Origin of the sequence: Bacillus sp. FSL H8-0545 (genome assembly GCF_038006105.1) — a bacterium.
GTDB lineage: Bacteria > Bacillota > Bacilli > Bacillales > Bacillaceae_G > Bacillus_A > Bacillus_A cereus_U.
Genome location: NZ_JBBOUO010000001.1, coordinates 3,856,050 through 3,871,797 on the forward strand (window position 1 = coordinate 3,856,050; position 15,748 = coordinate 3,871,797).

Consider the following 15,748-nt stretch of genomic DNA (forward strand, 5'->3'; position numbering starts at 1 on the left):
CTGGATCTTTTTTATACAAGGATACGCTCAAAAATCACTCATTTAACGAACAACCCACTGCATCTTCTTTCAATACTTAACTTCTCCATGAACGAAAAAAAAGCATTAACGGGCAGTAAAACTCCCATCTCAAAATTCGGCTGAAGCAAAGAAGTTAGGTGGGAGATCAACTGCCCGTAAACGCCCGATTGGTGAGGGCTAATAATCAGTGGGGATGAACAAACCCCCCCACTAATTAAAGTTTCACTTTATTATGCGCTTGCTGATTCTTTTTTTACATCATCTTCAAGAACACGAACAAACTGCGCTTCATTATATGGATAACCAGCTTTTGTAATTTTCACTTTTACTAGCTTACCAATCAATTCTTCAGATCCTTCAAACACAATTTTTAAGTAGTTATCTGTATAACCTACATATAAACCTTCACGGTCACCATCTTTAAATGTCTCTTCCGGAATGATTTCAAGTACTTCACCTTCAAATCCAGAAGCATACTCTTTCGCTAATTGATTTGATAGCTCAATTAAACGGTGAACACGATCGTTCTTCACGTCTTCAGGAATTTGATCTTCCATACGTGCTGCTGGAGTACCTGTACGTTTTGAATAAGGGAAAACGTGTAATTCAGAGAAACGATTCTCTTTAATGAAATTGTACGTTTCCATGAATTCTTCTTCTGTTTCACCTGGGAATCCAACAATTACGTCTGATGTAATCGCAAGACCTGGTAACGCTTCTTTCAAACGATCTAAACGCTCTTGGAAAAATTCCATCGTATACTTACGGCGCATACGTTTCAATACAGTATTAGATCCTGACTGTAATGGAATATGCAAGTGACGTACAACTACTTCTGATTTATCTAACACTTCAATTACTTCATCAGAAATTTGACTCGCCTCAATAGAAGAAATACGAAGGCGTTTCAATCCGCCTACTTTCGCTTCCATATCGCGCAGTAATCCCGCTAAGTTATACTCTTTTATATCTTCACCGTACCCACCTGTATGAATACCTGTTAATACGATTTCTTTATAGCCCGCATCTACTAATTGCTGCGCTTGTTTAATAACTTCTTTTCCATCACGAGAACGCATTAAACCACGCGCCCAAGGAATGATGCAAAATGTACAGAAGTTATTGCAACCTTCTTGTATTTTTAAAGATGCACGTGTACGGTCCGTGAAATATGGTACATCGAGCTCTTCATATACACGTGTTTTCATAATATTGCGGACAGCATTAATTGGTTGACGCTCTTTACGGAATTCTTCGATGTATCCTAACATCTTCTCACGATCTTGCGTACCAACAACAATATCTACACCTGGAATTGCCATAATTTCTGCTGGAGATGTTTGTGCATAACACCCAGTTACACAAATTACCGCATCTGGATTTTGACGTACAGCACGCCTAATTACTTGACGGCTTTTTTTATCTCCAGTATTTGTTACTGTACATGTGTTAATAACATATACATCAGATTTTTTTTCATATTCAGTTCTTTCATAACCACCTTGTTTAAACAATTGCCAAATCGCTTCTGTTTCATAGTGGTTTACTTTACAACCTAACGTGTGGAACGCAACAGTTGCCATTGATTATCACCCCATCAATTCAAAATGATAAGAAGCGGCACTTAACGCATAAAGCGGAGCCGTTTCTGTTCTTAAAATTCTTGGTCCTAAACTACATGGTACAAATTTATGTTCACGAAGTGCGGTTATCTCTTCCTCCGCTAAACCGCCTTCCGGCCCAAATACAATCAGCAGCTTTTGGCCTCGTTTAATCGTCGATAAAGCTTTCGCAAAATTAGATTTCTCACCTTGTTTCGCTTCTTCTTCATACGCAACAAGACAAACATCATACTCGCTACTCATCGACAGCAGTTGTTTAAATGATGAGGGAACGTGTACTTCTGGAATTTCACTTCTATGCGATTGTTCCGCAGCTTCTTTTACAATTTTTTTCAAACGCTCAACTTTTTTATCTGCTTTTTTCGCATCCCACTTTACAATAGATCGAGATGCTTGAAATGGTAAAAATGCAGCTGCCCCAAGCTCAGTTCCTTTTTGAAAAATTAACTCTAGCTTGTCTCCTTTCGGCAGTCCACTTGCAATCGTCACGAACACAGGAAGTTCGCTTGACGCCTCTACCCATTCTACAATAGTGGTATCCACAAATTCACTGGTAATTTCAGCAATTGAACACTCTGCTGTTTGACCATTTACACAGCAATAAATGTGGTCACCAGCTGACATACGCATCACTCTTGCGATGTGATGAACATCATCACCCATTATACGAATACTTGTCTCATTTACATATTTCTCTTCTACAAAATAACGTTGCATATAATCACCTTAGTAGAGTTTCGTTCCTTTCGTAAGTCAACACTTACGAAAAGAACGAAACGTTATCATTTTCATATAACAAACGGCAAGTCCCTCACCTTATACGGTGAGAGACTCCCCTGTTCTTTATAGACTAAAATCTATATTACGCATTTCGTGCAATAATTGCTACCCAATCTTCCATTCGAAGCACTTCTTCAATTGTAAATCCAGCTTTTTCTAACGCTTCAGAAATTACTTTTTCTTTCGCCCCAATAATACCAGATGTAATAAATAATCCACCTGGCTTCACAACTCTCGCTGCATCTTCAGGGAATAGAAGAATAATTTCCGCTAGTAAATTTGCTACGATTAAATCAACTGGACCTTCAATACCTTCTAATAGACTATTCTGTCCAACATTGACAATGTCATCTGTTTTATTTAAGCGCACATTCATTTCTGCACTTTCAACTGCAACTGGGTCTAAATCATACGCTTGAACAGAAGCCGCACCTAATTTTGCCGCAGCAATACTAAGTACCCCTGAACCTGTCCCCACATCAATCACAGTATCACCTGGCTGAACCGTTTTTTCTAACGCACGAATACACATCGTTGTTGTTGGATGTGTCCCTGTACCAAACGCCATACCTGGATCTAATTCAATAATTTTTTCATCTGGAGAAGACGGTGTATACTCTTCCCACGTCGGCACAATTGTGAATGTATCAGAAATTTGAACTGGATGATAATACTTCTTCCAAGCAGTAGCCCAATCTTCCTCATCGACTTCATTAATTGTAATATTTCCTGTACCAATTTCGATGTCGAAAGATGGTAGTGCATCAATAGATGATTTTACACCTGCAACCGTTTCGTGTAAAGAATCCGTTTGTGGGAAATATGCTTTTACCAAAACACCCTCACTTGGATATTCATCTGGGTTAAGTGCATAAATCTCACCGTATTGTTGCTCGCGCTCTTTCGTCAACTCCGCTGGGTCCTCAATCACAATCCCGCTAGCGCCTGCTTCATGCAAAATATGAGAGACAGCTTCTACTGCTTCTTCTGTTGTATGAATACTAATTTCTGACCATTTCACAATTTACCAACTCCATTTTTTATTTCCATTATTCCCCTTTGAAAGCACGTTTAAGCTTTCTGAATAAGCTATCATCCTGCTCTTCTTGCCCTGCAAATTCACGCAATAAATCTTTTTGATGTGAAGTTAATTTCGTCGGCACAACAACACGAACGACTACATATTGATCTCCTTGACCATATCCACGTACGTTCGGAGCACCTTTTCCTTTTAAGCGGAATTCTGTTCCTGTTTGTGTTCCTGCTGGAATTTTCAGCTTCACTTTGCCATGAACGGTAGGAACTTCTACTTCCGCACCAAGTGCCATTTGCGCAAATGTTAATGGCATTTCGCAAATAATGTGATCCCCTTCGCGCTCAAAGAATTCATGATTTCTCACATGAACAACAACATATAAGTCACCTGCCGGTCCGCCATTTACGCCTGCTTCACCTTTTCCAGATACACGAATTTGTTGACCATTATCGATACCCGCTGGAATTTTAACATTGATTTTTTTGCGTTTACGAACTTTACCAGAACCATGGCATGTCGTACATTTCTCTTTAATCATTTGACCTGTTCCTGAACAATGCCCACAAGCTTGACGGTTTACAATACGCCCAAATGGTGTATTTTGTTCTACACTTACTTGCCCTGATCCTGAACAATGTTTACATGTTTCTTTTGAAGTCCCTGGTTTTGCTCCGCTACCCTTACAAGTATCACATGGATCCTCCACTGGAATCTCAACATTTAATTCTTTACCAAAAATAGCTTCTTCAAACTCTAAAGTAACTTGATATTGTAAATCAGCACCTTGACGCGGAGCATTCGGATCACGACGTCTGCCGCCACCGCCACCAAAGAATGAACTGAAGATATCTTCAAATCCGAAACCACCGCCGAAGTCGCCTCCACCGAAACCTTGATTCGGACCCGCGTGACCAAACTGATCATACTGCGCGCGTTTTTGATCGTCACTTAATACTTCGTATGCTTCTTGTACTTCTTTAAACTTTTCAATTGCATTTTCTTCTTTACTTACGTCTGGATGGTACTTTTTAGCCAAACCACGATACGCTTTTTTTATTTCATCTTTAGAAGCACCCTTGCTAAGTCCAAGGACCTCATAATAGTCTCGTTTATTCATAAATTTGCAACCCCCGAATCTTTCACATAAACGTAATTTTAACACCGAAAGAAAGTGCTTTGCAACAAAGTTTCCTCACTTACAGTATGCAAAATAAAAAACTTAAGATCCTCACACATTTCTTCTTATTCGTGAAAAAAGCCAAAGCCAAGGCACGCTTGACTTTGACTTTTTGTCATCTTACTTATTTTATTTCACTGTATTACTTGTCTTCTTTTACTTCTTCAAACTCAGCGTCTACTACATTATCTTTTTTCGCGCCAGCGTCTTGTGCTCCTTGTGCACCTTCTGCTTGCCCTGCAGCTGCTTGAGCTTGCTCGTATAATTTAACAGTTAATTGTTGTACGATTTCTTGAAGAGCATCTTTTTTCACACGGATTTCTTCAAGTTCGTTTTTCTCGATTGCCGCTTGTAATGCTTCTTTCGCTTCCGTTGCTTTCGCTACTTCAGCTGCATCTACTTTACCTTCTAAATCTTTTACAACTTTGTCTGTTTGGAATACAAGTTGGTCAGCTTCGTTACGAAGTTCAACTTCTTCCTTACGTTTTTGGTCAGCGTCAGCATTTGATTCCGCTTCTTGTACCATACGATCTACTTCTTCATCAGAAAGACCTGAAGAAGATTGGATTGTAATAGTTTGCTCTTTACTTGTTCCTAAGTCTTTTGCACGTACGTTAACGATACCGTTCGCATCAATATCGAATGTTACTTCGATTTGTGGAATTCCACGTGGTGCTGGCGGAAGGTCTGTTAATTGGAAACGACCTAATGTTTTGTTGTCAGCTGACATTGGACGCTCACCTTGTAGTACGTGAATGTCTACCGCTGGTTGGTTATCAGCAGCTGTTGAGAATACTTGTGACTTACTTGTTGGAATTGTAGTGTTACGCTCGATTAATTTCGTGAACACACCACCCATAGTTTCGATACCTAAAGAAAGTGGAGTTACGTCTAATAATAGAACGCCCTCTACATCACCAGTAAGTACGCCACCTTGAACTGCAGCACCTAATGCTACAACTTCATCTGGGTTTACACCTTTGTATGGCTCTTTACCAGTTTCACGTTTAATTGCTTCTTGTACAGCTGGGATACGAGTAGAACCACCAACAAGGATAACTTTATCTAATTCGCTTGGAGAAAAACCAGCGTCTTTTAATGCACGACGAGTTGGCTCTAATGTTCTTTCAACAAGACCAGCTGAAATTTCTTCGAATTTAGCTCTTGTTAACGTTAATTCTAAGTGTAATGGACCAGCAGCTCCAGCACTAATGAATGGTAATGAAATTTGTGTTTGTGTTACACCAGAAAGATCTTTCTTCGCTTTTTCAGCTGCATCTTTCAAACGTTGAAGTGCCATTTTATCTTGGCTTAAATCAATGCTATTTTCTTTTTTGAATTCAGCTACTAAATGATCGATGATAACTTGGTCAAAGTCATCTCCACCAAGACGGTTGTCACCAGCAGTTGAAATAACTTCAAATGTTCCATCTGCTAACTCAAGGATAGATACGTCAAACGTACCGCCACCTAAGTCATATACTAGAATTTTTTGTTCTTCATCTTGTTTTTCTAAACCGTAAGCAAGTGCTGCTGCTGTTGGTTCGTTAATGATACGCTCTACTTCTAAACCAGCAATACGACCAGCATCTTTTGTCGCTTGGCGTTCTGCATCGTTGAAGTATGCTGGTACTGTAATAACAGCTTTCGTCACTGTTTCACCTAAGTACGCTTCAGCAGAAGCTTTTAAGTTTTGTAAAATGATTGCAGAAATTTCTTGAGGTGTATAATCTTTACCTTCAACTTCTACTTTATAGTCTGTACCCATATGACGTTTAACAGACATGATTGTATTTGGGTTTGTAATTGCTTGACGTTTCGCAACTTCCCCAACTTGACGCTCTTCATTTTTGAAAGCTACAACAGAAGGTGTTGTACGATTTCCTTCTGGATTTGGGATAACCTTTGGTTCTCCACCTTCCATAACAGCTACACAAGAGTTTGTTGTACCTAAGTCAATACCGATAATTTTACTCATAGCGAATCCTCCTACATTTATGTAAATTATTGATTTACTTTTACCATTGATGGGCGAATCACACGGTCTTTTAGTTTATAGCCTTTTTGGAATTCCTCCACAACCGCGTTTGATTCAAACTCACTGTCTTCTACTTGCATAACAGCTTGGTGCTCATGAGGATCGAACTGTTTACCAACAGCTTCAATCGCTTCAACACCTTCTTTAGTCAGCGCTTCTAACAATTGACGATGCACCATTTCCATACCTTGTAATAAGGACTTCATTTGATCATCAGTTGCTTCCACTTGCATTGCTCTTTCAAAATTATCAAGAGCTGGCAGAATATCTGACACAAGACTTTGTGCTCTATATTTTTCAGCAGCCTGTTTATCCATTTGAACGCGGCGCTTATGATTTTCAAAATCAGCTTGTAGACGTAGTGTGCGACCTTCCGTTTCCGTTAGTTTCGCTTGTAACTCATCCACTGTTTCTTGTAAAAGAGCAGCTTCACTTTTCTCTTCTACAGCTTCTTCACTGTTGTCTGTCGTGACAGCTTCTTCAACTTGCGCTTCTTTCACTTCTTCTACCACTTGTTCGTTACGCTCTTCCACAATTTTCACCTCCTTAAAAGGTATTAGGTATCACGCTTAGCACGATTACCTAAGCATTATATATTACACACAGCAATGAAATTTCCATCACTTGAGCGAATGTATTACTCTCATTTATTTTTTAAGTCCATCAGTAAATTGCCTTGTAAATAACTGCAACAAACTAATTACACGAGAGTATTGCATTCTCGTTGGACCTAAAATCGCAATTGTTCCAAGTTGCTCTTCTCCAATCGAATACGTTGCAGAAATTAAACTACAATCTTCCATAGCTATCGAAGAATTTTCCCTGCCAATTTTCACTTGAATACCTACTTGTTTATGACGCAAAATATCATAAAACTCAGCTTCGTTATCAATCATTGTCAGCAAGGATCTTACTTTTTGAATGTCATGGAACTCTGGCTGCGAAAGCATATTTGCTTTTCCTCCAAAGTATATCTTTTCCGATAAAGGAACTTGAAATGTACCATCCAACATTTTTATTGCACTATCGTAATTATGAACATACCCACGCAAGACTGTAACAATCTCTTTAAAGATTTTATTATGAAGTTCTGCCATAGGTATACCAGATAGCTTTTCATTTAAAATATTAACCATTTTTTCTAAATCTGATAAATCAACAGATTCCGGAACGGTAATCGTTTTACTTTGCACATGCCCTGTATCTGTTACAATAATAGCGACTGCTGTTTGACGATCAAGCGGTACAATCTGTACATTTTTAAGTTTATTTGTGCTCAATTTCGGACCAAGAACAATGGCCGTATAATTCGTAAGCTCTGATAAAATTTGAGCGGATTGTTGTGCAATTTTTTCTGCTTCAAAAATTCTTTCAGCAAATAAATCTTTAATTTGTACAATTTCATCAGTTGGTAAGTTTTGTGGCGCTAAAAGATGGTCTACATAAAAACGATACCCTTTTTCAGAAGGAACACGCCCAGAAGAACTATGCGTTTTTTCAATAAATCCTAGTTCCTCTAAATCAGCCATTTCATTTCGAATAGTAGCTGAACTAAACGTAATTTCATCTTTCTTAGCCAACGTCCTCGAACCAACTGGTTGCGCTGATCCAATAAAGTCATCAACAATTGTTTGTAAAATTAAGAGCTGACGTTCCGTAAGCATCTCATCATCACCTCTGTTAGCACTCTTTGTCTTTGAGTGCTAAATCTATTAATAACTTACCAAAATTGACATTCAATTGTCAACGGAAACGTCACGAAATAACGAAACTTTTTCACGCTTATGGCACATTTAATTAATCAATCAAAAATGACTGGAATACTTCATTCCCTAATAGTTTCCCTTTCCTCGTTAAACAAACATGTCCATCTCTGTTTTCAAGTAATCCTTGTTCTTGATTACTTTGTAACTGCTTTGCAAAAACATGATCCATCTCCACATTAAATTTCTTTTGGAATTCTAACTTAGAAACACCTTTTGTTTTTCGAAGTCCTAAGAACAACTCTTCTTCCATTTTTTCTTTCTCTGTCACTGCGTGAACATCTAAATATGGAAATCCTGTCTCATCAATTTTAGTGAAATATTGCTTGAGCGGACCTACATTTTGAATTCGTTCCCCGTTCACATAGCTATGCGCTCCAGCTCCAAATCCATAATACTCTTCATTATTCCAGTATGTGAGATTGTGTCTACTTTCATTATCACCTTTTGAGAAGTTACTAATCTCATACTGGTTATAACCATTTTTCTCCATTTCATCCATTACCATTTCGTACATTTTCGCTTCATGGTCTTCACCTGGAAGTCTTAATTTCCCTTTATTCATTAAGTTATAAAATACGGTTTTCGGTTCCACAATTAAGGAATATGCTGAGAAATGTTGTACACCAAGCGTAAAGGCAATGTCTAATGTTTCCTTTACATCTTCTATCGTCTGTCCTGGCAGAGCATAAATTAAATCTACATTAATATTTGTAAAACCGACTTCCTGCGCTTCTCGAATTGCTACGAATGCATCTTCTCTCGTATGCCTGCGTCCAATCTTCTCAAGTAGCTCATCACGAAACGTTTGCACACCAAAACTAATTCGGTTTACTCCACCTTCTAGCAATAAGTTCAACTTCTCTTTCGGTAAATCACCTGGATTCGCTTCAAATGTTAATTCACAATTCGGCGCAAATGGACGCAAACGACGGTTAATGATGTCGAGTAGCTGTTTTGTTTGCTCCATATTTAAAGCTGTCGGAGTTCCTCCGCCAACAAAAATCGTTTTCATACTTTCAAACGGTACTTTTTGAACCGTATTTATTATTTCTTTCTCTAAATATTGTAAGTATTGATCAACCGGTTGGCGTTCAATAAATACTTTATTAAAATCACAATAGTGACAAATATGCTGACAAAATGGAATATGAATATATGCAGCTTGTACCAAATATAACTCCTACCTTTCTAAAAAGAAAACCTCCGCGTTCCGGAGGGTCCTTTACTTTTATAAAGTGTTACGAATTTGTTCCATTCGCATTTTTCCCCAATCATACATCATTTCAACGATCGGTAAAAGCGACATACCTAATTCCGTCATATAGTACTCAACTCGCGGAGGAATTTCCGGGTATACTGTTCGATCAATAATCCCGTCCTCCATTAACTCTTTCAATTGATTTGACAACACTTTATGAGAAATGCTCGGGAACAGACGTTGTAATTCACTAAAACGATGCGGACCTTCCACACCTAAGTGCCACAATATCACAACTTTCCACTTCCCACTAATAATAGAAAGCGTCAGTTCCTTTTCGCAATTAAAATTACCTTTTTGTATTTTCTCTCGAATATCTTTTCGAATATTTTCGGACATTAATAGTCTCCTAACTCTATATCAATCACTAAAAAGCTCTCTCACTATTGTAAATGAGAGATGCTAAGATGTCTAAAAAGTAGCATATAAAAAAAGAAGCCGAACGAACGGCTTCTACTTTTATCACAATTGGTGCGGGCTAATAATTAGCGAAGAATAGAAAAATCCCCACTAATTATAGTTCACTCTATTAGTTATCATCCATTTTCAGTACAGCCATGAATGCTTCTTGCGGCACTTCTACAGAACCAACAGACTTCATACGTTTTTTACCTTCTTTTTGCTTATCAAGAAGTTTACGCTTACGAGAAATGTCACCACCGTAACATTTTGCAAGTACGTTTTTACGCATCGCCTTAATTGTAGAACGAGATACAACTTTATTTCCGATAGTCGCCTGAATTGGCACTTCAAACTGTTGTCTTGGAATTAATTTCTTTAATTTCTCTACAATTACTTTACCACGGTCATACGCTGAATCACGATGTACAATAAATGATAAAGCATCCACTTGTTCATTATTTAAAAGAATATCCATTTTCACAAGCTTAGATGGTTTATAACCAATTAACTCGTAGTCAAATGATGCATATCCTTTCGTATTTGATTTCAATTGATCGAAGAAATCATATACGATTTCTGATAACGGGATTTCATATGTCAATGTAACACGTGTTTCATCTAAATATTGCATATCAATAAACGTTCCACGTTTCCCTTGGCAAATTTCCATTACAGCTCCAACATAGTCATTCGGAACCATAATTGCAGCCTTCACAAACGGCTCTTCTACACGATCGATAGCCTGTGGATCTGGCATATTAGATGGATTATCAACAATAAGATCTTCACCGTTTGTTAAATACACTTTATAAATAACGCTTGGCGCTGTTGTAATTAAGTCAATCTTGAATTCACGTTCAATACGTTCTTGAATAATCTCCATGTGAAGCAGCCCTAAGAAGCCACAACGGAAACCAAAACCTAAAGCTTGAGATGTTTCAGGCTCAAATTCAAGAGCAGAATCATTCAATTCTAGTTTTTCTAAAGCATCACGTAAGTCGTTATAACGTGCAGAATCGATTGGATATAAACCACAGAATACCATTGGATTTAATTTACGATACCCTTTTAACGGCTCTACAGCCTGACGTTTCGCATGTGTAATCGTATCACCTACGCGTGTATCGCCTACGTTTTTAATAGATGCTGCTAAGAAACCTACATCACCTACTGTTAACTCGTCACGTTGCGTTGTTTTCGGTGTAAACACACCTACTTCTGTTACTTCAAATTCTTTTCCAGTTGCCATCATACGTACTTTATCGCCAACTTTTACCGTTCCATTTACAACACGGATATATGCAATTACACCACGGTACGGATCATATAAAGAATCAAAAATCATACATTGTAACGGCTCTTCTGAATCACCTGTTGGAGCTGGTACCTTTTCAACGATTTGTTCTAAAATATCTTCAATACCAATGCCAGCTTTCGCTGAAGCAAGTACAGCTTCCGATGCATCTAAACCAATTACATCTTCTACCTCTTGACGTACGCGTTCTGGGTCTGCACTTGGTAAGTCGATTTTATTAATAACTGGTAAGATTTCTAAATTATTATCAAGCGCTAAATATACGTTCGCTAATGTTTGCGCCTCAATTCCTTGCGCTGCATCCACAACAAGAATTGCACCTTCACAAGCCGCTAAACTACGAGATACTTCGTACGTAAAGTCGACGTGTCCTGGAGTATCGATTAAGTGAAGAATATACTCTTCACCGTCTTTCGCTTTATACGTTAGTTGTACTGCATTTAATTTAATTGTAATACCACGCTCACGCTCCAACTCCATAGAGTCAAGCAATTGCGCCTTCATTTCGCGCTGTGCCAACGCGTTTGTTTTCTCCAAAATACGGTCTGCCAACGTTGATTTCCCGTGGTCAATGTGAGCAATGATGGAGAAGTTACGAATTTTGGACTGTCTTTTTGCTCTTTCTTCTTTATTCATCTATGTTCTCAACTCCTAATAGTCTCGCCAATATACACTAGCACTGATTATATCAATAGAGCAGCAAAGATTCAATGAAAACTCGTGCTGCTTACAATACAAATCACTCTATCTATATCTTATGCGAACAAACCATAAGAGACAAACCTTTTTCAAATTAAAGGACGACTCTCTTACAAACCAATAAGACAACCGTCCTTCCTGCTATCCTTAACTAAAAATCCCTTTTATTGCCCCAACCACTATATCCGTCCCAAACTTTGTCATATCACGAGCAACACTTGCTATCGCCATACCGATACCTTCTACAACATTAAAACTTTTTAAACTTTCTAACTGTTTTTGTTTTTCAATAGCCGAAAACGTATCTCTCGAAATTTCTGATTCAGCCCCAGCGCCTTCTGTTCCTGTCATATGAGCAATTTGTTCATATGACAGCTGACGATACCCCTTCATACTTTTCAGACCATGATTAGCGAGTGCCACTCCAGCTATCATCATAAGCAAGCATAAGACTGTACCGCATATACATAACAGCGCAAATCGACTCAAACTATTTCTGCCTCTTTCCATCAATGTGTATAGGCCCCTGTGTTATCTTGATCAATCTGATGATGCAGTGCTGCATTTAAACCACTTGCTATTACATTTGCCATATCCTCAATAAACGCATCTACTTCTTTTGGGGTTACCATTAAATTATGACCAAGAGGAGATAACACTTCATAAATCAACTTTCTCTTTTCTTCTTCTTCTAACGTACCAATAGCCCCTAAAAACATATTTCGACTCTTTTCATCTGGCATATCTTCTTCTGTTAATTTTTTCTTTTCTCCAAATGTAAAACCAGCTGGTAATAAAGAGCGTGATGGTTTGTTTCCTTCTTTCAGTTCCCGGCCAAAATGTTTCAAAATAAAATCAATTGTATCACTCGTAATCGAAACAGCGTCTACCACAGTTGGCACACCAATTGCGATAACAGGAATACCTAATGTTTCTTTACTTAGTTCCTTACGCTTATTCCCAACACCAGATCCTGGATGAATTCCTGTATCAGAAATTTGTATCGTACTATTTACTCGTTCAATAGAACGCGCAGCTAATGCATCAATTGCGATGACAAAGTCTGGTTTTGTCTTTTCAATAATTCCGTAAATGACATCGCTCGTTTCGATTCCTGTAATCCCCATTACCCCTGGACGAATCGCACTAACAGGTCTAAAACCCTCTTCCACACTTTCAGGCTGCAATTTAAACAAATGTCTCGTCACCAGTACGTTCTCTACAACTATCGGTCCGAGTGCATCCGGCGTTACATTCCAATTCCCAAGCCCGACGATTAAACAACTCGCTTCTTTTGAAACACCAACCTCTTCTAAGAAATAAGAAAATTCTTTTGCAAAAATACGCTCTACTTTTTGCTGAAGTTCCGTATCTTGTTGTCGTATACCTTGCACCTCAAGAGTTAAATAATTCCCAGGTTTTTTCCCCATCGACTCCGATGCAATTTCATCAATAGTTACTTTTGTAATTGTAACGCCCTCTTCTTCCCTCTCTTTTACAATAACTCCCTGTATCCCTTTTTGTTCTTCTTGGCGCTCTTGCAGCATTTGGTGCGCCTCTACAGCAAGGTCAGTTCTAACACTATATTTACTTAAATCTAATGGTTCTTTCATCGTATCTCCTCCGTAATTCATAGTAAATATCGTTAGATTTCCCCAAGTTATATTAGGTCATTCTTTCCTTTACGTGAAATTTCATTGATATACTATTGCAATTCTCTTCACCGTTTGATAAAATATCACTTGTTCTATGTAAGAATCGAGTCATTCGATTGCACCAGGGAGGTGAAAAGTATGGCAAACATCAAATCTGCTATCAAACGCGCTAAACTTAGCGAAGAGCGTCGTTCACATAACGCTTCTATCAAGTCTGACATGCGTACTGCTGTTAAAACTGTAGAAACTTTAGTTACTAATAACGATCTTGAAAATGCTAAAGAAGCTTTCAAAACTGCTTCTAAAAAACTTGACAAAGCAGCTCGTAAAGGTCTTATCCACCAAAACGCTGCAGCTCGTCAAAAATCTCGCTTAGCGAAACAAGTAAACGCGTAAGGCGTTTAAAAAACGATCCATTCGGATCGTTTTTTATATACACAAAAAAGTTCACGTATTTAGTACGTGAACTTTTTTGTGTTACTACATATGATTTAACCGCATTAAGAAAAACTCAAGCACAAGTTTCTTATCCATCTTTCCAGTCTTCATACTATAATCAGCTTCCGCTAATTCTATAATAACTTTTTTTAATTCTTCAAAAGAGAAAAACTTTGTTTGATTCATCGCCAACTTTACCCGGTACGGGTGCACACCAATATGGGAAGCAATTTGATTTTGTCCGTAACCACGCTGTTGTAATTCTTTCACTTGATGGAGCAAGCGGAATTGACTTACTAATAACGCGAGCAGTTTAATTGGTTCTTCCTGCTGTGTAAATAATCCGTCTAAAATTTGCATCGCACCAGCGATATCTTTTTTCACCACTTTTTCTGTTAAAGCAAACACATTTTGCTCAACAGATTTCGGCACAAGTTCCGTGACAAGTTTTGGCGTAATTTCTCCGCCCATACCGACGTATAACGTTAACTTGTCCATTTCCTTCGCCAACATTGTTACATTACTTCCCACAAGCTCTAACAACAAACTAACAGCTGCATTATCAATATGCACATGCACCTCATCCGCACGAGAAACAATCCACTTCTGAACATCCTGCACTTGCATCGCATTTGCCTCTATTACATCCGCTGTTTTCTTTAATAGTTTTGTAATTTTTTTTCGTTCGTCTAATTTTTCATAAGGCGCAACAAAAACAAGAATAGAAAAAGGAGATGGCTCCCCAATATATTCTTCTAAAATTTTTATATTTTGTTCTAATTTTTCTTTTTGTGCCGTTAAAAATAGTGGTGATTTTATTAATATAACTTTACGCTCTCCAAAAAAAGGAAGCGTATGCGCATCCTCAACTACATCTTCTAAATACGCTTCTTCCAAATCGTATGTCACAACATTAAACTCTCGATCTTCCTCTTCAAGCGCTTCCGTTGTAATAAGCTTTATCGTTTCATTTATAAAATAGGCTTCCGTTCCATACAGTACATACAACGGAGCGAACTGTTTCTTTTTAATCTTCTTATGTATATCACTCATATTTTTTCCTACTCCCTAACTTGGCAATATATATTTATACTAATGCCCTAGCTTTTGTTTTACAAGTACAAAGGGACGGGCTTTATAACCCGCCCCTTTATTTATATAAAACGCCACGCAATAAGCCCCGGATTTCTTATTGGTGTGCGGTAATCACCTTCCCTTTATTATTTACAATAATAATCTTAGTATAAGTGCCAACTGTTAACATGATTGGAAATGAAAAATTCACGCTACTTAACTAACTAGAAAAGTATACAAATACTCTATTTCGCTTCATATGGAAATTGTAGATTTTTTTCTGACAATATTCTATACTAAAATGGAATGTTGGGGAGGGATTCTAAATGAATGATTTTGAACAAAACGTTCAAAGTAAACGCAATGACGCTATTGATTCAGGGGTAGGATTTATCGTCTCATTTGGTTTTTTCGCAACACTTTTCATTATTGCAACTGTTATTAAATTCATCGGTTCTTAAAGGCTG

Annotated in this window: 15 protein-coding genes; 2 read left to right on the forward strand and 13 right to left on the reverse strand. The window is 38.0% G+C overall.

Annotated elements, in window-relative coordinates; translation table 11 throughout:
• Positions 1-251: 251 nt before the first annotated feature.
• The 12 genes from mtaB to gpr all read right to left on the reverse strand — a co-directional run bounded on the left by mtaB (position 252) and on the right by gpr (position 13,727).
• On the reverse strand, positions 252-1,604 hold the full coding sequence (mtaB, locus tag MHI07_RS20245) for a tRNA (N(6)-L-threonylcarbamoyladenosine(37)-C(2))-methylthiotransferase MtaB (protein WP_002160445.1): 1,353 nt from the start codon (positions 1,602-1,604) through the stop codon (positions 252-254).
• A gap of 6 nt (positions 1,605-1,610) precedes the next feature.
• Complete coding sequence (locus MHI07_RS20250; protein WP_002160444.1) at positions 1,611-2,360, reverse strand: 16S rRNA (uracil(1498)-N(3))-methyltransferase; 750 nt, start codon at positions 2,358-2,360, stop codon at positions 1,611-1,613.
• A gap of 145 nt (positions 2,361-2,505) precedes the next feature.
• Positions 2,506-3,444, reverse strand: a complete 939-nt coding sequence (prmA, locus tag MHI07_RS20255) for a 50S ribosomal protein L11 methyltransferase (protein WP_002111903.1) — start codon at positions 3,442-3,444, stop codon at positions 2,506-2,508.
• Positions 3,445-3,472: 28 nt separating this feature from the next.
• Positions 3,473-4,576 carry a chaperone protein DnaJ gene (gene dnaJ, locus MHI07_RS20260; RefSeq protein WP_002160443.1) on the reverse strand — a complete coding sequence of 368 codons (1,104 nt, stop codon included), beginning with the start codon at positions 4,574-4,576 and terminating at the stop codon, positions 3,473-3,475.
• A 202-nt stretch (positions 4,577-4,778) separates the two neighbouring features.
• On the reverse strand, positions 4,779-6,614 hold the full coding sequence (dnaK, locus tag MHI07_RS20265; RefSeq protein ID WP_002111905.1) for a chaperone protein DnaK: 1,836 nt from the start codon (positions 6,612-6,614) through the stop codon (positions 4,779-4,781).
• 26 nt (positions 6,615-6,640) lie between these two features.
• On the reverse strand, positions 6,641-7,207 hold the full coding sequence (grpE, locus tag MHI07_RS20270) for a nucleotide exchange factor GrpE (protein WP_002111906.1): 567 nt from the start codon (positions 7,205-7,207) through the stop codon (positions 6,641-6,643).
• A 114-nt stretch (positions 7,208-7,321) separates the two neighbouring features.
• On the reverse strand, positions 7,322-8,338 hold the full coding sequence (gene hrcA / locus MHI07_RS20275; RefSeq protein WP_002067157.1) for a heat-inducible transcriptional repressor HrcA: 1,017 nt from the start codon (positions 8,336-8,338) through the stop codon (positions 7,322-7,324).
• Positions 8,339-8,471: 133 nt separating this feature from the next.
• Positions 8,472-9,611 carry a radical SAM family heme chaperone HemW gene (hemW, locus tag MHI07_RS20280; RefSeq protein WP_002160442.1) on the reverse strand — a complete coding sequence of 380 codons (1,140 nt, stop codon included), beginning with the start codon at positions 9,609-9,611 and terminating at the stop codon, positions 8,472-8,474.
• 57 nt (positions 9,612-9,668) lie between these two features.
• Positions 9,669-10,037 (reverse strand): winged helix-turn-helix transcriptional regulator, encoded by a 369-nt coding sequence (locus MHI07_RS20285; RefSeq protein WP_002160441.1) that lies wholly within the window; start codon positions 10,035-10,037, stop codon positions 9,669-9,671.
• A 190-nt stretch (positions 10,038-10,227) separates the two neighbouring features.
• Entirely contained in the window at positions 10,228-12,051 is a 1,824-nt protein-coding gene (gene lepA, locus MHI07_RS20290) for an elongation factor 4 (RefSeq protein WP_002145694.1), read from the reverse strand.
• Between the two features lie 210 nt (positions 12,052-12,261).
• A complete protein-coding gene (locus MHI07_RS20295) occupies positions 12,262-12,624 on the reverse strand; it encodes a YqxA family protein (protein WP_340825886.1) in 363 nt (120 codons plus the stop codon).
• The gene (gene gpr, locus MHI07_RS20300) at positions 12,624-13,727 is read right to left on the reverse strand and encodes a GPR endopeptidase (protein WP_002111912.1); all 1,104 of its coding nucleotides are present in this window, start codon (positions 13,725-13,727) and stop codon (positions 12,624-12,626) included. The genes MHI07_RS20295 and gpr overlap by 1 nt, the downstream gene beginning before the upstream one ends.
• Positions 13,728-13,907: 180 nt before the next feature.
• Here gpr and rpsT point away from each other — a divergent pair, with 180 nt between their 5' ends.
• Positions 13,908-14,165, forward strand: a complete 258-nt coding sequence (gene rpsT / locus MHI07_RS20305; RefSeq protein ID WP_002088694.1) for a 30S ribosomal protein S20 — start codon at positions 13,908-13,910, stop codon at positions 14,163-14,165.
• An 84-nt stretch (positions 14,166-14,249) separates the two neighbouring features.
• On the opposite strand, the gene holA is transcribed toward rpsT, so the two are convergent.
• A complete protein-coding gene (gene holA / locus MHI07_RS20310) occupies positions 14,250-15,260 on the reverse strand; it encodes a DNA polymerase III subunit delta (RefSeq protein WP_002034073.1) in 1,011 nt (336 codons plus the stop codon).
• Positions 15,261-15,607: 347 nt separating this feature from the next.
• Between holA and MHI07_RS20315 the strand changes: the two genes are divergently transcribed.
• Positions 15,608-15,742 carry a YqzM family protein gene (locus tag MHI07_RS20315; RefSeq protein WP_000997609.1) on the forward strand — a complete coding sequence of 45 codons (135 nt, stop codon included), beginning with the start codon at positions 15,608-15,610 and terminating at the stop codon, positions 15,740-15,742.
• Positions 15,743-15,748 lie beyond the last annotated feature (6 nt).